Here is a 15,357-nt window from a genome sequence, read left to right as displayed (position 1 = left end):
CGGGGGCAAGCCCCCTCGCCACAAAAGCTCGCCCTCACAGGAGGGCGAGCCCTCTGGTTACTTCGCAGCCCAGGAATTGAAGCGCTGTTCCAGTTGCTCACCGTTGTCAGCCCAGAAGCTGACGTCGATCTGCACCTGGTTGGCGATGTTTTCCGGGGTGGTCGGCATGTCTTTGAGGACATCCTTGGCCAGCAACGGTACGGCTTGAACGTTGGCCGGGCCGTAGGCGATGTTTTCCGAGTAGGTCTTCTGCTGCTGCGGCGCCACGGAGAAGGCGATGAATTTCTTCGCTGCTTCGGCGCGCTTGGCGTCCAGACCTTTCGGGATGGCCCAGGCGTCGAAGTCGTAGATACCGCCGTTCCACACGACTTTCAGGTTGCTTTCTTTTTGCACGGCAGCGATCCGGCCGTTGTAGGCCGAGCTCATGACCACGTCGCCGGAAGCGAGGTACTGCGGCGGTTGCGCGCCGGCTTCCCACCACTGGATGCTTGGTTTGAGCTCATCAAGCTTCTTGAACGCGCGGTCCTGACCGTCCTTGCCGGCCAGTACTTTGTAGACGTCTTTCGGCGCAACGCCGTCGGCCATCAGAGCGAATTCCAGGGTGTACTTGGCGCCTTTACGCAGGCCACGTTTGCCCGGGAATTTCTTGGTGTCCCAGAAATCCACCCAGCTGGTCGGTGCAGATTTCAGCTTGTCGGCGTTGTAGGCCAGCACGGTCGACCACACGAAGAAGCCCACGCCGCATGGCTGGATGGCGCCTTTGACGTAGTCTTCGGACTTGCCGAACAACTTCGGATCAAGCTGCTCGAACATGTCTTCGTCGCAACCACGGGACAGTTCTGGCGATTCAACTTCTACCAGGTCCCAGGACACGCTCTTGGTGTCGACCATGGCTTTGACCTTGGCCATTTCGCCGTTGTACTCGCCCGCCACGATCTTGCCGTTACCTGCCGCTTCCCATGGTGCGTAGAAGGCTTTGACCTGCGCCGCCTTGTTCGCCCCGCCAAAGGACACCACGGTCAGGTCCGGGCCCGCCGCCATTGCGTGTGCCGCGCCGATCATGCCCATGACCAAAGCGGTGAATTTCAGGGATCTCAACATTTATTGTTCTCTCCACGTGCAGGGTTGGTGTTGTTGAAGCAGGGGGGCGATCAATGCGCCTCTAGAAGTGGGTCGAGCGCGCGAACGTGTTCGACCTGCCAGCCAAGCGGTACCACGTCGCCGACGGCCAGCGCGGGATCGAGCTCGGCAATCGGTTGTTTCACAAAGAAATCGGTCTTGCCGCAGACTTCCAGGCGAACCCGGACGTGGTCGCCCAGATAGATGAATTCCTCCACCCGCCCTGAGAAGCGGTTGACGCACTGATCGCTTGCGCCGTTGAGGCTTATGCGCTCGGGGCGAATCGACAGCGTGACCGGCTCGCCGGTCTTGCCAACGTTGACCGCCAGGGCTTCAACCTTTTCACCGCGTCCCAACTCAACCACGCAGCGGTCGCCGGTGTGGCTGTGCAAGCGGCCGTTGAGGCGATTGTTCTCACCAATGAAGTTGGCGACGAAGGTGTTTTTCGGCTCTTCGTAGAGGGTGCGCGGCGGAGCGATCTGCTGGATTTCGCCCTGGTGGAAGACAGCCACGCGATCGGACATGGTCAGGGCTTCGCCCTGGTCGTGGGTCACGTAGACCACGGTCACGCCGAGGCGCTGGTGCAGGTGCTTGATTTCCATCTGCATGTGTTCACGCAGTTGTTTGTCCAGTGCGCCGAGGGGTTCGTCCATCAGCACCAGTTGCGGTTCGAACACCAAGGCACGGGCCAAAGCCACACGCTGTTGCTGACCGCCGGACAGTTGCGCCGGATAACGCTGGGCGAAGGTGTCGAGCTGAACCATGCTCAGGACTTTTTTGACCTTGTCGCTAACGTCGCTCTTGTTCAAGCCGCGCACGGTCAACGGGAACGCCAGGTTCTCGGCAACGGTCATGTGCGGGAACAACGCGTAGTTCTGGAACACCATGCCGATGTCGCGTTTGTGCGGCGGCACGTTGTTGATGGAACGCCCGGCCAGCTGGATTTCGCCTGCGGTCGGTGTTTCGAAACCGGCGAGCATCATCAGGCTGGTGGTCTTGCCGGAGCCGGACGGCCCGAGCAAGGTGAGGAATTCGCCTTTGCGAATCTCCAGGTTGAGGTCTTTGACGATCAGGTTCTCGCCGTCGTAGCTTTTTTGCACTCCACGAAAGCTGACCAGAATATCGCTGGCCCCTGCGTTTGAATCGACCTGGCTCATACCCACACCTTTGTTGTGATGACTGCTGTGGACTAAGCCTAGTGGACGCTGCCGGCCACGCAAATCGGGGCGCAGGAGAGAATGGCCTCAGCAGGATGGAAGGTTGGGGGTAGGGATTGCCCTACAAGGATGGCGGGGATGGATAGGGGCAGCGGCAATCTTGACGCTGCAAGCCGCAAGAACGGGCAAAAGCGGGTTGCCGGGCATGTCGCAAATGGACATGGCGACGTTTCATCCCTGTAGGAGCACAGCTTGCTGGCGATGGCGATTTCAAGGACGCCATCGCCAGCAAGCTGTGCTCCTACGGGGAAACGGTGCCTTTAGAGGAGTTTGTGCTCCATGGCGTACTTCACAAGTTCAGCCAGGGAGGTGATGTTGAGTTTCTGCATCAGCCGCGCCTTGTGGGTGCTGATGGTTTTGCTGCTCAAGGCCAGTTGCTGGGCGATGTCATTGACGTTGGCGCCCTGGGCCAGGCGTTCGAACACCGAGAATTCGCGCTCGGACAACAACGAGTGCAACGGCCGCGAATCGGTCAGGCCGACTTCGAAGACCATGCGGTCGGCCAGGTCCGGGTCGATGTAGCGCCCGCCCGCCGCGACCTTGCGGATCGCCGTCAGCAGCAGTGCCGGATCGCTGTCCTTGGTCGCATAGCCCGCAGCGCCGATCTTCAACGCACGGGCGGCCATTTGCGCTTCGTCGTGCATCGACAACACCAGAATCGCTGGCGGATTGTTTAGCGCACGAATCCGCGGAATCGCCTCCAAGCCGTTAACCCCAGGCATGGAGATGTCCAGCAAGACCACTTCACAGGGAACATGGCGCAACGTCTCGAGCAACTGCTCGCCATTGCTCGCCTCCCCTACCACCAGCAAATCCTTGGCCAGGCCGATCAATTGCTTGATGCCTTCGCGGACGATGGTGTGGTCTTCGGCTACCAGTACACGGATCACTTACTTCTCCTCATCCAGCGGCACTCGCACGCTCAGGGTCGTGCCTTCACCCGGTTCACTCTCAAGCGACAACTGCCCGCCCATGATCAACACTCGCTCGCGCATGCCGACCACCCCGAAGGAGGTTGACCTACCGGTGGCGGGGACAAATCCTACGCCATCATCGCTGACGGTCAGACACAACTCGTCGCCTTCCAGCGCCAATGTCAGTTCGACAGTATGCGCCTGGGCATGGCGCATGACATTGGTCAGCGCTTCCTGAAGGATCCGGAACAGGCCAATCGCCTTGGCATCACTGAGTACCGGCAGGTTCTCCGGCACCTGCACCAGACACGGAATCTGCGTGCGCGCCTCGAATCGGCGAGCCTGCCACTCGATGGCCGAGGCGATCCCGGCGTCGAGAATCGGCGGCCGCAGTGCAGTGGCTACATCGCGAACCAGTTGGAACAGCTGAGCGATCAAGCGCTTCATACTGTTCAAGCGTTCGTTCAGACCGGGGTCGAGCTGCGCGTAAGCCAGTTCGCACATGGAGGTTTCCAGTTTGAGCACGGTCAACATCTGCCCCAGTTCGTCGTGTACTTCCCGGGCGATGCGGGCTTTTTCCTCTTCCCGCACACTCTCCAGGTGCGCGGACAACTCGCGCAACTGCTCGCGAGAACTGGCCAGTTCCAGTTCGATGCGCTTGCTCTCGCTGATGTCCCAGACGATCCCGTCCCAGACATAGGCGCCGTCTTCGAGTCGGCGGGTGATGGCCTTGATCTCGGCCCAGCGCTGTTCGCCGGATCGGGTGAGAATCCGTCCCTGCCACGACCAGTCACTGTCGGTGTCCAGCGCATGGTCCTGGGTTTGGTGATAACTGGCCTTGTCGTCCGGGTGCACCAGGCTGCGCAGGCCTTTGTCGCGATGGGCCAGGGTTGCCGGCGAGTAACCGACCAGGCTCTCGCTGCCTTCACTGATGTAGGCAAAGTCGATCTGCCCCGTCACCGGTGCCCGCTCCAGACGAAAGACCAATCCTGGAACGTTGGCAGCGATCCCTTGCAGACGCGCCTCGCTTTCCTGCAACGCAGCCAATGCACGACGGCGCTCGGTGACGTCATTGAGGTAAACCACCAGGTATTCGCTGTCGCGAAACCGCAAAAAGCTCAGCGAAACGTCCACCGGCAGGTTGCTGCCATCCGCCCGTATGCAGTTGGTTTCGAAACTTTGCGCTCCGTCCTCACTGGCCCGGGCGCGTTTCCACAGGTTCAGCCAGCGGTCCATGTGCAAGCCGGGCTCGAAGTCGATCAGCGGCCGATCAATGATCCCGCCCGCCGGATAACCCAGCATGGTTTCGGCCGCGCGATTGGCGTAGCGCACATGGCTGTCCCAGTTGACCCAAAGGATGCCGACAGTGCTCTGATCGATGGAAAACTGAGTGAGGCGCAAGGCTTCTTCGCTGGCGGCACGCAGGGCAATGTCTTCGCGCGCTGCCAGCAGACGATGCTCAAGACTGTGCTGCTGCCGACGCTGCCAGAACACGATAGCCATGCTGCTCAGCATCAGCACCGCCAACAACAGGCAGAGGTTTTGCCAGAACCCCGGGGATTCGGTCAGGCGCGGGTATTTGGGTTGCAGCCATTGGTTGTGCAGTTGCTCCAGGTCCTTGGCCGGGATCGCCCGCAGCGCGCTTTCAACGATGCCGGCCAGTTCTGGCCAATCCCGGCGCGTGGCCACCCGCAACAGTTGCGGCAAGCCGATATCACCGACCACCACCAGCCCGGCGAACTCAGGTTCGGCAGACAAACGCCCCAGCTGCGCTTCGTCGACCACGGCGTAACTGGCCTGCTGACTCAATAACAGTTGCAGTGCCTGGCGTTCGATCGGTACGCCTTGAAGATTCAGGTGCGGGTAATTGCTACGCAGGTAATCGGCGGTGGCGCCGGGCATGCGCACGGCGACGCGGGTCTGGCTGTCGAGTTTTTCCAGCTCGACCACGCCAGTGCTTTTCTGGTCGCTGACCACCAGTTGCGGTACCCGCATATACGGGTCGGAAAACTGCCAGAGCCGCAGGCCACCGGGGGTTTGGGTCAGCCCCGGAGCGATGTCGATTTCACCCTCGCGCGCGGCGGCTTCCAGTTGCTCCAGGTCTGGGAAGTTGCGCCAGCTCAGCTCGACTTTGAGCGCCTTGGCCAGCCACTTCATCAGCTCGACATTGACCCCGGACAAACGCTGCAAGCGGCGATCGTATTGGGCGTAAGGCACCTGCAACACCACTCCCACGCGCAATTCGCCATGCTGCGCCAGCCATTGCTGCTGGCCCGCGGACAATTGCGCGACGTGCACCGGTGGCGCGGGAGCCGCCCAGCCCATCAAGGGAAACCACAAACAGCCGATAACCCACAGGCAGCGAAAACGCATCATCGAAATCTCACACACTGACAAATACTGACCAACCCATTAGGCTGCCGGAATAACTTCTGGCCTGGAATATCCGATGCCCCCTGTCTACCGCCTGGCACTGCCAGCATTGTGCCTGTCGCTGATCCTGCCTTGTGCCTTTTCCGTCGAGGCTGCCGACCCGGCACCTGCCACTACGGAAACACCCGCCGAAGAAAAACCGGTCGAGCGCCAGCCGCTGCTTGAGCGTAGTCAGGAAGAAGCGTCTGCACTTGAGCGACAGATCCCTGCTCAGGAACAGCAGCAACTGCAAGCGGGCAGCGACACGTTTCTGGCCTTGTGGAAACCGGCCAATACCGCCGAGCCCAAAGGCGCGGTGATTATCATCCCGGGCGCCGGCGAAACCGTTGACTGGCCGCAAGCAATCGGTCCATTGCGACGTAAATTGCCGGACGCCGACTGGAGCAGCCTGAGTATCACCTTGCCGGACCTGCAAAGCGATGCCATTGCGCCGCGTATCGTAGAAGTCGCACCCACACCAAAAGCCGCTGACACCGCCAGCAAAGACTCGACCACTGCTGCGCCCATCGAACAAGCGGCAGGCGGTGAAGCGGAGGTGGCGGACAAGGCGATCGCCGAAACCACCGAGGAACAGGCCAAAGCCGACGCCGAACGAATCTTCGCCCGCATCGACGCCGCTATTGCCTACGCCGAACAGCAAAGCGCTCGCCGCATTGTCGTGCTGGGGCATGGCACTGGCGCTTACTGGGCCGCGCGCTACCTGAGCGAGAAGCAGCCCTCGCAAGTGGAGAAGTTTGTGATGGTCGCCGCTCAAATGCCGGTGAAAGCCAAACCAGAGCTGGCCGAGCTGACACCGACCCTGAAGCTGCCCACTGCAGACATCTTCTATATGGACAAGCCGCTGGATCGCAACCTGGCGCTGGAGCGCTTGCAAGCCAGCAAACGTTTGAAGACTTCGGGGTTCAGTCAGGTTTCGCTCAAGGCTTTGCCGGGTAATTCCAAGGCTGAGCAAGAGCAGCTGTTCCGTCGGGTGCGTGGCTGGTTAAATCCACAGAATGCGAATTAAACATAAGCAAAAGATCGCAGCCTGCGGCAGCTCCTACAGGTGTACGCATAACCCAGTGTAGGAGCTGCCGCAGGCTGCGATCTTTTGATCTTCCGGGCCGCTAACGAAAATCCCGCCGCTCGCGAATCAATGTGTAGGCGCTATGCAGTTCGCGAGTCTTGTCAGTGGCTTCGCGCACCTGCAGCGCCGTCGCACCGCTGCCGGCGATCTTGTCCGGGTGATGGCGACTCAGCAGACGTCGATAAGCACGCTTGATCTGCGCCGGCTCGGTGGTCGCCGAAACGCCCAAAAGCCGCAGGGCATCTTGATAGGTCAGCACGGTGCTGGCCTGTGCAAATTTGTGCTGCTCGTAATCGGCCGACAGCGCCTGCACCTGTCGTGACGTCCAGCCCAGCCATTTACCCCACTGCCTGATCAGCTCTCGTTCAGCACTGCCGGCGCGGCCATCCGCCCAGACCATCCGCCAACAGGCGCGCAAGACGCCTTCGGCCGCATGAGGCTGAGCGCTCAAGCGGCGCAAATAACCGCGCAACCGGTCATTTCCCGACTTGCCGCGATTGAACGCGGCAATGGCCCGGCGCTGGGCCGACTCGGTCATGTCCAGAGAACGCATTTCCTGACGGGCCTGCTGGATATGGCCCTCCACCACCCGTCCATCGCTCTTGGCCAGCCGTCCCAACAACACAAACAGCAGTTCATCGTTGCGCAGCACCGAGCGGCCACCGAGCTTTTCTCGCAAGTGCGCCCAGCTATGTATGTGCAAGTGCCGATCCAGCACCTGCCCCAACAAGGCGCCAAGCATGGCCCCCGGAATGCTGGCGATGTAAAAGCCCGCTCCGGCTCCAATCAGAGTCCCTGGCCACAACATCTCAGCGTCTCGCTTCTAACAGGGTTTCGACTTCAGCCAGACGTTCATGAGTGCCAACATCCACCCAATGTCCACTCAAGTGCTCGCCGGTGACTTGTCCATCGGCCATGGCCTTGCGCAGCAGCGGTGCAAGCTTGAAGGCACCGGCGGAGCAACCGTCGAACAGCTGCGGATGCAGGACCGCGATGCCGCTGTAGGTCAGGGTTGCAGTGTCCGGTTGACCGTCGCGTACTTGCCCGTCGATCAGACTGAAATCGCCGGTCGGATGATGGGCAGGGTTGTCCGCCAACACCAAATGCGCCAGCCCGGTGATGGGGTGGTGCAATACGCTGAAGTCGTAATCGGTCCAGATGTCACCGTTGACCACCATAAAGGCCTCGTCACCCAGCAACGGCAGCGCGCGGAAAATCCCGCCTCCGGTTTCCAGTGGCTCACCTTCCGGCGAGTACTGAATACGTACGCCGTATTGCGAGCCATCACCCAGGTAGTTTTCGATCAACTGGCCGAGCCAGGCATGGTTGATCACCACCTCGGTAAACCCCGCCACCGCCAAGGCTTTCAAGTGATACTCGATCAACGGTATACCGCCCGCGCGAACCAGCGGTTTCGGCGTTGTCAGGGTCAGCGGGCGCATGCGCTCGCCTTTCCCTGCCGCCAGAATCATTGCCTTCATGCATTCACTCCAGCACGCAGACTCAGCAGCAACACATCCAGCTCGGCCAGTTCAGGACGGCGGGCGATCACGGCGTCTATATAAGCAAAGAAGCGCGGTACATCACCAAGATAGCGTGGCTTGCCGTCACGGTGGCAGATGCGGGCAAAGATGCCGATCACTTTCAGGTGTCGCTGCACGCCCATCAGGTCACTGGCACGCAGGAAATCTTCGAAGTCGGGCTGAACCGGGATTCCGAGATCGCCCGCTTGCTGCCAGTAAGCCTCCAGCCAGCCGCGCACACGCTCCTCGGGCCAACTGAGGAACGCATCCTTGAACAGGCAGGTCACGTCGTAGGTCACGGGACCATAGACTGCGTCCTGGAAATCCAGTACGCCGGGATTTGGCTCGCTGAGCATCAGGTTGCGTGGCATGTAATCGCGGTGCACCAGCACTTTAGGCTGGGCCAGTGCGCTGTCGATCAATAGCTCAGTCACGTTCTGCCAGAGCATTTGCTGCGCCGAGTCGAACTCGGTGCCCAACTCGCGCTTCACGTACCACTCAGGGAACAACTCCAGCTCACGGCGCAGCAGCGCTACGTCATAACTTGGCAGTGGTGCAACCATCGGCAACTGCTGAAAAGCCAGCAGTGCTTGCAGGGCATCCTCGAACAAATCGTCGGCATTTTCGCTGTCGATCACGTCAAGGTAAGTCTTGTTGCCCAGGTCATTGAGCAAAAGAAAACCACGTTCGAGGTCTTCAGCATAAATTTTCGGAACATTTATTCCGGATTTCGCCAGCAAAAAAGCGATATCCACGAAAGGTTTACAGTTTTCCTGGGGCGGTGGCGCGTCCATCACGACAAAGCTTCTGCCCTCGCCTTCCCAGCGAAAATAACGTCGAAAACTCGCATCGCTACTGGCCGCGGTCAACGTGGCCGGGGGTACGACACCCCAATACTGCTCTGCAAAGAGGACGGCCAATTGCTCATTGAGCCAAACTTTCAGGTGTTGCAAACGTACATCTTGGTCAGGCATTGCAAGGGTCTCCGACGGCGCTAGCCGTCAAGCGGGTCATGCTTTATTATCCAGCATCTTTTTCAGACCATCGAGAGGCGTGCGGCCCACACCGCGGGCAGATGGCACGCAGGAAGCCCGGACTAATAAGATGGCATTGAAATCCCCCGCGTTTCGTAAAAAATTTCCGTTGTTGGTTACCGGCAGTCTGCTGGCCCTGCAACCTCTAGCCACTTCGTTCGTGGTCGCCGCGGAACAGTATGACTGCTCAGTCTCTGCTTCGGGTGCCTGGAACTGTGCGCCAAAATCTCCAGCAGCTGCGCTGCCACCTCGCCCCGTCCATGACGGCAGTGCGGCGGCAAGCACGAGCGGCGAGACTCCGGCTGACAGCGGTTTAAGTCAAGACACCGGCGCAAAGCCTGTGCTGGTGACCGAATCCAAGGGCCGTGGCCTGAAGTCGCGTAGCGAAGACTACAGTCACCTCGACTGGGTTCCGCGCGAGAAGCTCACTGCAGCGCAATTGGCTGAAACAGGTCCTTACTGCTCTGGTTCCTATATCGAACCGATTCGTCCTGGCATGAATGACAAGACGAATAAAAGTGACGCTCCGACCTTTCTCGGCGCCAAAGCCTCTCGTTACAAGCAGGACGAGCAGGTCGCGACCCTCGCGGGCGACGTGGTCATGCGCCAGGGCAGCATGCAGGTCGAAGCCGACGAAGCGAACCTGTACCAGGCCGAGAGCCGTGGCGAACTGAGCGGCAACGTCCGTATTCGCGACAACGGCGCACTGATCGTGGGCGACCACGCCGATGTGCAGCTCGACACCGGTGAAGCCAAGGTCGACAACGCCGAATACGTGATGCATAAATCCCGTATCCGCGGTAACGCGCTGTACGCCAAACGTGCCGAGAACGCGATCATCCGCCTCAAGGATGGTACGTACACCACGTGCGAACCGGACAGCAACGCCTGGCAGCTCAAGGGCAACAACATCACCTTGAACCCGGCCACCGGTTTCGGTACCGCGACCAACGTGACGCTGCGGGTCAAGGACATTCCGGTTCTGTACACGCCGTACATCTATTTCCCTATCGATGACCGTCGCCAGTCCGGCTTCCTGCCGCCGACCATCGGCACCGGCAGCGATACCGGCTTCATGCTGGTCACACCGTATTACTTCAACCTGGCACCAAACTACGATGCCACGTTGTACCCGCGCTACATGAGCAAACACGGGCTGTTGATGGAAGGCGAATTCCGTTACCTGACTCCGTCCAGCGAAGGTCAGTTCGGCGCCGCGTACCTCAACGACGAAGACACCGATCGCAGTGGTCAGACCGATTACCAGAAAAATCGCTACATGTATAACTGGCAGCACAAGGGCGGTCTCGACTCGCGCGTTCTGACACAAGTCGATTACACCAAGCTCAGCGATCCGTATTACTTCCAGGATCTGCAGACTGACCAGATCGGTGTGAAAAGCTCTGACTTCGTGAACCAGCAGGGTTCTGTCACCTATCGTGGAGACAGCTACACCGCTCGCTTGAATGCACAGGCTTATCAGCTCGCGACGGTTTCCGACATTACGCCGTACGACCGCTTGCCACAGATCACTTTCAATGGTCAGTTGCCGACTCACCCGAGTGGCCTGAACTTCGACTACGAGACAGAAGTCGTTCGATTTGACCGTGACTTGAAGAACGGTAATTTTGTAAACGAAGATGGCACCGTTGAACCGCGCCTTGATAACAACGTTCAAGGTTTGGCACGTGCCAACGGCGACCGATTGAATCTCAAGCCAGGTGTCAGCCTGCCGATGGACTGGACTTATGGCTTCCTGAAGCCATCGCTCAAGTACCAGTACACCCAGTACCAACTGGATCTGGACGGCAAGGGTAAAAATGATATCGCCTCGCAGAGCGCTGAACAGGACAAGCTCAACGGCACCTTCAGCAGCAGCCAGAACCGTGGCGTACCGATTGCAAGCATCGACAGCGGCCTGTACTTCGATCGCAACACCCAATGGTTCGGCAAGAATTATCGCCAGACCCTCGAACCGCGCCTGTTCTACCTGTACGTCCCTGAAACGGATCAGGAAGACATTCCGGTATTTGACACCAGCGAATACACCTTCAACTACGCGTCGCTGTTCCGTGACAACCGCTTCTCCGGCTCCGACCGCGTCGGTGACGAGAACAAACTGTCGCTGGGCGTGACCAACCGCTGGATCGAAGAAAACGGTTTCGAACGTCAACGTATCAGTGTTGGCCAGGCCTTGTACTTCAAGGACCGCGAAGTCCAGTTGCCAGGTATCGACGCGAAAACCCGCGACGACGCACACGCCAACGTTTCGCCTTATGCCCTGGAATACGAATATCGCTGGAACCGCGATTGGCGCACCACGGCCGACTACAACTGGGACCCGGACAGTCGCAGCCCTCGCTCGGGCAGCGCGATGTTCCACTACCAGCCTGAAGACAATCCGAACAAGGTCATCAACGCCGGCTATCGCTATCGTAATGACCAGGTCCGTTACGACCAGAACACCGGTAAATGGCAAGTGGGCGGTGGTGACTACGGCACCCCGGGCCAACCTGGCTACGTGAAGGACTACTACAAGATTGAGCAGCACGATTTCTCGGTGATCTGGCCGATCGTGCCGCAATGGAACGCCATCAGCCGCTGGCAGTATGACTACAACCGTAACCGTACCCTGGAAGCTTTCGGTGGTTTCGAGTACGACAACTGCTGCTGGAAACTGCGCCTGATCAACCGTTACTGGGTTTCGTATGACGAGTTCAGTCAGAACGCCCCGGAAAACGAAAAAGGCGACCACGGCATCTTCCTACAAATTGTTCTGAAGGGACTCGGCGGCCTCACCGGCGCCAAAGTAGAGAGCTTCCTCGACAAAGGCATCCAAGGTTATCGTGAACGTGAAGACCAAGCTTTCTGATTGTCTGCGCCCGCTGATGCTGGGCGCGTTGTTCCTGGGTACCGCGGCGAACGCCGCGGTGCAGTCCATCGATAAAGTGGTGGCCATTGTCGATAACGACGTGGTCATGCAGAGCCAACTGGACCAACGCGTTCATGAAGTTCAGCAAACCATCGCCAAGCGCGGTGCTGCCGTACCGCCGGCCAACGTGCTGGATCAGCAGGTACTTGAACGTCTGATCGTCGAAAACCTGCAATTGCAGATCGGCGAGCGTTCCGGTATCCGCATTACCGATGAAGAACTGAACCAGGCTGTCGGCACTATTGCCCAGCGCAACAACATGTCCGTGGATCAATTCCGCGCTGCCCTGACTCGCGACGGTCTGTCTTACGACGACGCCCGTGACCAGATTCGCCGCGAGATGGTCATCAGCCGCGTGCGTCAGCGTCGTGTGGCCGAGCGCATCCAGGTTTCCGAACAAGAAGTGAAGAACTTCCTCGCTTCCGACCTTGGCAAAATGCAGCTGTCCGAAGAATTCCGCCTGGCCAACATCCTGATTCCTACGCCGGAAAGCGCCAACTCCGACGCGATTCAGAATGCAGCCAAACAGGCCGACGCGGTTTACCAGCAGCTCAAGCAAGGCGCTGACTTCGGTCAGTTGGCAATCGCCAAATCCGCCAGCGAAACCGCACTGGAAGGTGGCGACATGGGCTGGCGTAAAGCCGGTCAACTGCCACCTCCTTTCGATCGCATGCTGAGCACCATGGCTGTCGGCGACATTACCCAGCCAATGCGCACACCGGGCGGCTTCATCATCCTGAAGATCCTCGACAAGCGTGGCGGTGAGACCCAGACACGCGATGAAGTGCACGTGCGTCATATCCTGGTCAAACCGAGTCCGATCCGCGACGAAGCAAAAACCAAAGCCCTGGCTCAGTCCCTCTACACCCGAATCGAAGCGGGCGAAGATTTCGGCGAACTGGCGAAAAGCTTCTCGGAAGATCCGGGTTCCGCCCTCAACGGTGGCGACCTGAACTGGATCGACCCGAATGCACTGGTTCCCGAGTTCCGCGAAGTGATGGCCAAGACCCCACAAGGTCAGCTGTCCAAGCCGTTCCAGACCCAATATGGCTGGCACGTTCTGGAAGTCCTTGGCCGTCGCGCCACTGACAGCACCACCCAGGCCCGCGAGCAGCAAGCAATGACCGTATTGCGTAACCGCAAATATGACGAAGAGCTGCAAACCTGGCTGCGTCAGATCCGTGACGAAGCGTACGTAGAGATCAAACTCCCTGGTGCAGACCAGGCAGCGCAGTGAAACCCAAACGTTTCGCGCTGACACCCGGCGAACCGGCCGGCATAGGTCCCGACCTGTGCCTGCTGCTCGCCTCGCAAGCCCAGCCACATCCCCTGATTGCCATTACCAGCCTCGACCTGCTCCTTGAGCGGGCCGTGCAGCTGGGTGTGGTTGTCGATTTGCTGCCGGTAACCCCGGACAACTGGCCGGATGTACCCGCGCCAGCGAACAGCCTGTATGTCTGGGATACACCGCTCAACGCCAAGGTCACTGCCGGGCAACTGGACAAGGCCAACGCGGCTTTCGTTCTCGAAACCCTGACTCGAGCTGGCCAAGGCTGTCTGGACGGGCATTTTGCCGGCATGATCACAGCCCCTGTGCACAAGGGCGTGATCAATGAATCCGGGATCGCCTTTTCCGGGCACACAGAATTTCTCGCCGACCTGACCCATACCGCACAAGTGGTGATGATGCTCGCTACTCGCGGATTGCGCGTGGCACTGGTCACCACTCACCTGCCTCTTCGCGAGATTGCCGATGCGATCACGCCGGAGCGTCTGGAACGGGTCACGCGAATTCTGCACGCCGATCTACAAGAAAAATTCGGCATTGCCCAGCCACGCATCCTCGTGTGTGGGCTCAACCCCCATGCCGGCGAAGGCGGACACCTGGGCCATGAAGAAATCGACATTATCGAACCTACATTAGAGCGCCTGCGCGGCGAAGGAATGGACCTTCGTGGCCCCCTGCCCGCCGACACTCTGTTTACCCCCAAGTATCTGGAGCACTGCGATGCAGTGCTGGCGATGTACCACGACCAGGGCTTGCCTGTGCTGAAGTACAAAGGCTTCGGCGCGGCAGTCAACGTGACCCTCGGCTTGCCGATCATCCGCACATCGGTCGACCACGGCACTGCCCTGGACCTGGCCGGCAGCGGCAAAATCGATACCGGCAGCCTGCAAGTCGCCCTGGAAACCGCCTACCAGATGGCCGAGACCCGTTTATGACCGAGCATTACCAACACAAGGCGCGCAAACGCTTTGGCCAGAACTTCCTGCACGATGCCGGCGTTATCGACCGCATCCTGCGCGCCATCCGCGCCAAGCCCGAAGACCGCCTGCTGGAAATCGGCCCTGGCCAGGGCGCACTGACTCAAGGCCTGCTCAACAGCGGCGCCCAGTTGGACGTGGTGGAACTGGACAAGGATCTGATCCCGATCCTCAACCAGCAATTTGCCAGCAAGAGCAATTTCAGCCTGCATCAGGGTGACGCGCTGAAGTTCGACTTCACCAGCCTGAACGCCGCGCCGAACAGCCTGCGGGTGGTCGGCAATCTGCCGTACAACATCTCTACGCCGCTGATTTTTCACCTGCTGCATAACGCCAGTCTGATTCGCGACATGCATTTCATGCTGCAAAAGGAAGTGGTCGAGCGCCTGGCAGCAGGCCCTGGTGGTGGTGACTGGGGTCGCTTGTCGATCATGGTTCAGTATCACTGCCGGGTTGAACATCTGTTCAACGTTGGCCCGGGTGCGTTCAATCCGCCGCCCAAAGTCGATTCGGCTATCGTGCGCCTGGTGCCTCACGCGGTGCTGCCGCACCCCGCCAAGGATCACAAGCTGTTGGAGCGTGTCGTACGCGAAGCCTTTAACCAGCGCCGCAAGACCCTGCGCAACACCCTCAAGCTGCTGCTGAGCAACGCTGAAATCGAAGCCGCCGGCGTTGATGGCAGCCTGCGTCCCGAACAGCTCGACCTGGCCGCCTTCGTGCGTCTGGCCGACAAGCTCAGCGAACAAGTCCTACAGACGCCCGCCGCCGACTGACAGGCTATGAGCGTTATCGGGTAGGACACCAGCCTTCATGTCTGGTCTACTACCCGGTACTTGGCCTAGACTGATCTCCAT

At 59.6% G+C, this 15,357-nt stretch carries 12 protein-coding genes; 5 read left to right on the top strand and 7 right to left on the bottom strand.

All coding sequences use genetic code 11. The features are described 5' to 3' along the window. Positions 1 to 57: 57 nt before the first annotated feature. The 4 genes from PMI27_RS11080 to PMI27_RS11095 all read right to left on the bottom strand — a co-directional run bounded on the left by PMI27_RS11080 (position 58) and on the right by PMI27_RS11095 (position 5,626). Positions 58 to 1,101, bottom strand: coding sequence for an ABC transporter substrate-binding protein (locus PMI27_RS11080; RefSeq protein WP_008147214.1), 1,044 nt, complete (start codon positions 1,099 to 1,101; stop codon positions 58 to 60). A gap of 50 nt (positions 1,102 to 1,151) precedes the next feature. Beyond that, positions 1,152 to 2,276 (bottom strand): ABC transporter ATP-binding protein, encoded by a 1,125-nt coding sequence (locus PMI27_RS11085; protein WP_008147213.1) that lies wholly within the window; start codon positions 2,274 to 2,276, stop codon positions 1,152 to 1,154. 320 nt (positions 2,277 to 2,596) lie between these two features. Next, entirely contained in the window at positions 2,597 to 3,226 is a 630-nt protein-coding gene (locus PMI27_RS11090; RefSeq protein WP_008147212.1) for a response regulator, read from the bottom strand. After that, complete coding sequence (locus PMI27_RS11095; RefSeq protein ID WP_008147211.1) at positions 3,227 to 5,626, bottom strand: PAS domain-containing sensor histidine kinase; 2,400 nt, start codon at positions 5,624 to 5,626, stop codon at positions 3,227 to 3,229. It lies immediately after the preceding gene. 73 nt (positions 5,627 to 5,699) lie between these two features. Here PMI27_RS11095 and PMI27_RS11100 point away from each other — a divergent pair, with 73 nt between their 5' ends. Beyond that, entirely contained in the window at positions 5,700 to 6,689 is a 990-nt protein-coding gene (locus tag PMI27_RS11100) for an alpha/beta hydrolase family protein (protein WP_008147210.1), read from the top strand. A gap of 100 nt (positions 6,690 to 6,789) precedes the next feature. On the opposite strand, the gene PMI27_RS11105 is transcribed toward PMI27_RS11100, so the two are convergent. The 3 genes from PMI27_RS11105 to PMI27_RS11115 are packed head-to-tail and all read right to left on the bottom strand — an operon-like array spanning position 6,790 to position 9,246. Next, a complete protein-coding gene (locus tag PMI27_RS11105) occupies positions 6,790 to 7,557 on the bottom strand; it encodes a TerB family tellurite resistance protein (RefSeq protein WP_008147209.1) in 768 nt (255 codons plus the stop codon). 1 nt (position 7,558) lies between these two features. Then, entirely contained in the window at positions 7,559 to 8,230 is a 672-nt protein-coding gene (gene murU, locus PMI27_RS11110; RefSeq protein WP_008147208.1) for an N-acetylmuramate alpha-1-phosphate uridylyltransferase MurU, read from the bottom strand. Further along, positions 8,227 to 9,246 (bottom strand): aminoglycoside phosphotransferase family protein, encoded by a 1,020-nt coding sequence (locus PMI27_RS11115; protein WP_008147207.1) that lies wholly within the window; start codon positions 9,244 to 9,246, stop codon positions 8,227 to 8,229. The genes murU and PMI27_RS11115 overlap by 4 nt, the downstream gene beginning before the upstream one ends. 130 nt (positions 9,247 to 9,376) lie before the next feature. Here PMI27_RS11115 and PMI27_RS11120 point away from each other — a divergent pair, with 130 nt between their 5' ends. Genes PMI27_RS11120 through rsmA form a run of 4 tightly spaced genes read left to right on the top strand, consistent with a single transcriptional unit; the run spans position 9,377 to position 15,276 of the window. Then, the gene (locus tag PMI27_RS11120) at positions 9,377 to 12,178 is read left to right on the top strand and encodes an LPS-assembly protein LptD (RefSeq protein WP_008147206.1); all 2,802 of its coding nucleotides are present in this window, start codon (positions 9,377 to 9,379) and stop codon (positions 12,176 to 12,178) included. Beyond that, positions 12,159 to 13,475 carry a peptidylprolyl isomerase SurA gene (gene surA, locus PMI27_RS11125; RefSeq protein ID WP_033053401.1) on the top strand — a complete coding sequence of 439 codons (1,317 nt, stop codon included), beginning with the start codon at positions 12,159 to 12,161 and terminating at the stop codon, positions 13,473 to 13,475. The genes PMI27_RS11120 and surA overlap by 20 nt, the downstream gene beginning before the upstream one ends. After that, positions 13,472 to 14,461, top strand: coding sequence for a 4-hydroxythreonine-4-phosphate dehydrogenase PdxA (gene pdxA, locus PMI27_RS11130; protein WP_008147204.1), 990 nt, complete (start codon positions 13,472 to 13,474; stop codon positions 14,459 to 14,461). Before surA ends, pdxA begins: the two co-directional genes overlap by 4 nt. After that, on the top strand, positions 14,458 to 15,276 hold the full coding sequence (gene rsmA, locus PMI27_RS11135; protein WP_008147203.1) for a 16S rRNA (adenine(1518)-N(6)/adenine(1519)-N(6))-dimethyltransferase RsmA: 819 nt from the start codon (positions 14,458 to 14,460) through the stop codon (positions 15,274 to 15,276). Before pdxA ends, rsmA begins: the two co-directional genes overlap by 4 nt. The last annotated feature ends 81 nt before the right edge of the window (positions 15,277 to 15,357 follow it).

The organism is Pseudomonas sp. GM41(2012) (assembly GCF_000282315.2).
Taxonomy (GTDB): Bacteria; Pseudomonadota; Gammaproteobacteria; order Pseudomonadales; family Pseudomonadaceae; genus Aquipseudomonas.
This window is presented reverse-complemented; position numbering and strand designations above follow the sequence as displayed.

Bases quoted from the DNA above. Each gene is read 5' to 3' on its own strand.
- PMI27_RS11080 (WP_008147214.1), bottom strand. From the start codon at position 1,101: ATGTTGAGATCCCTGAAATTCACCGCTTTGGTCATGGGCATGATCGGC.
- PMI27_RS11085 (WP_008147213.1), bottom strand. From the start codon at position 2,276: ATGAGCCAGGTCGATTCAAACGCAGGGGCCAGCGATATTCTGGTCAGC.
- PMI27_RS11095 (WP_008147211.1), bottom strand. From the start codon at position 5,626: ATGATGCGTTTTCGCTGCCTGTGGGTTATCGGCTGTTTGTGGTTTCCC.
- PMI27_RS11100 (WP_008147210.1), top strand. From the start codon at position 5,700: ATGCCCCCTGTCTACCGCCTGGCACTGCCAGCATTGTGCCTGTCGCTG.
- PMI27_RS11105 (WP_008147209.1), bottom strand. From the start codon at position 7,557: ATGTTGTGGCCAGGGACTCTGATTGGAGCCGGAGCGGGCTTTTACATC.
- murU (WP_008147208.1), bottom strand. From the start codon at position 8,230: ATGAAGGCAATGATTCTGGCGGCAGGGAAAGGCGAGCGCATGCGCCCG.
- PMI27_RS11115 (WP_008147207.1), bottom strand. From the start codon at position 9,246: ATGCCTGACCAAGATGTACGTTTGCAACACCTGAAAGTTTGGCTCAAT.
- PMI27_RS11120 (WP_008147206.1), top strand. From the start codon at position 9,377: ATGGCATTGAAATCCCCCGCGTTTCGTAAAAAATTTCCGTTGTTGGTT.
- rsmA (WP_008147203.1), top strand. From the start codon at position 14,458: ATGACCGAGCATTACCAACACAAGGCGCGCAAACGCTTTGGCCAGAAC.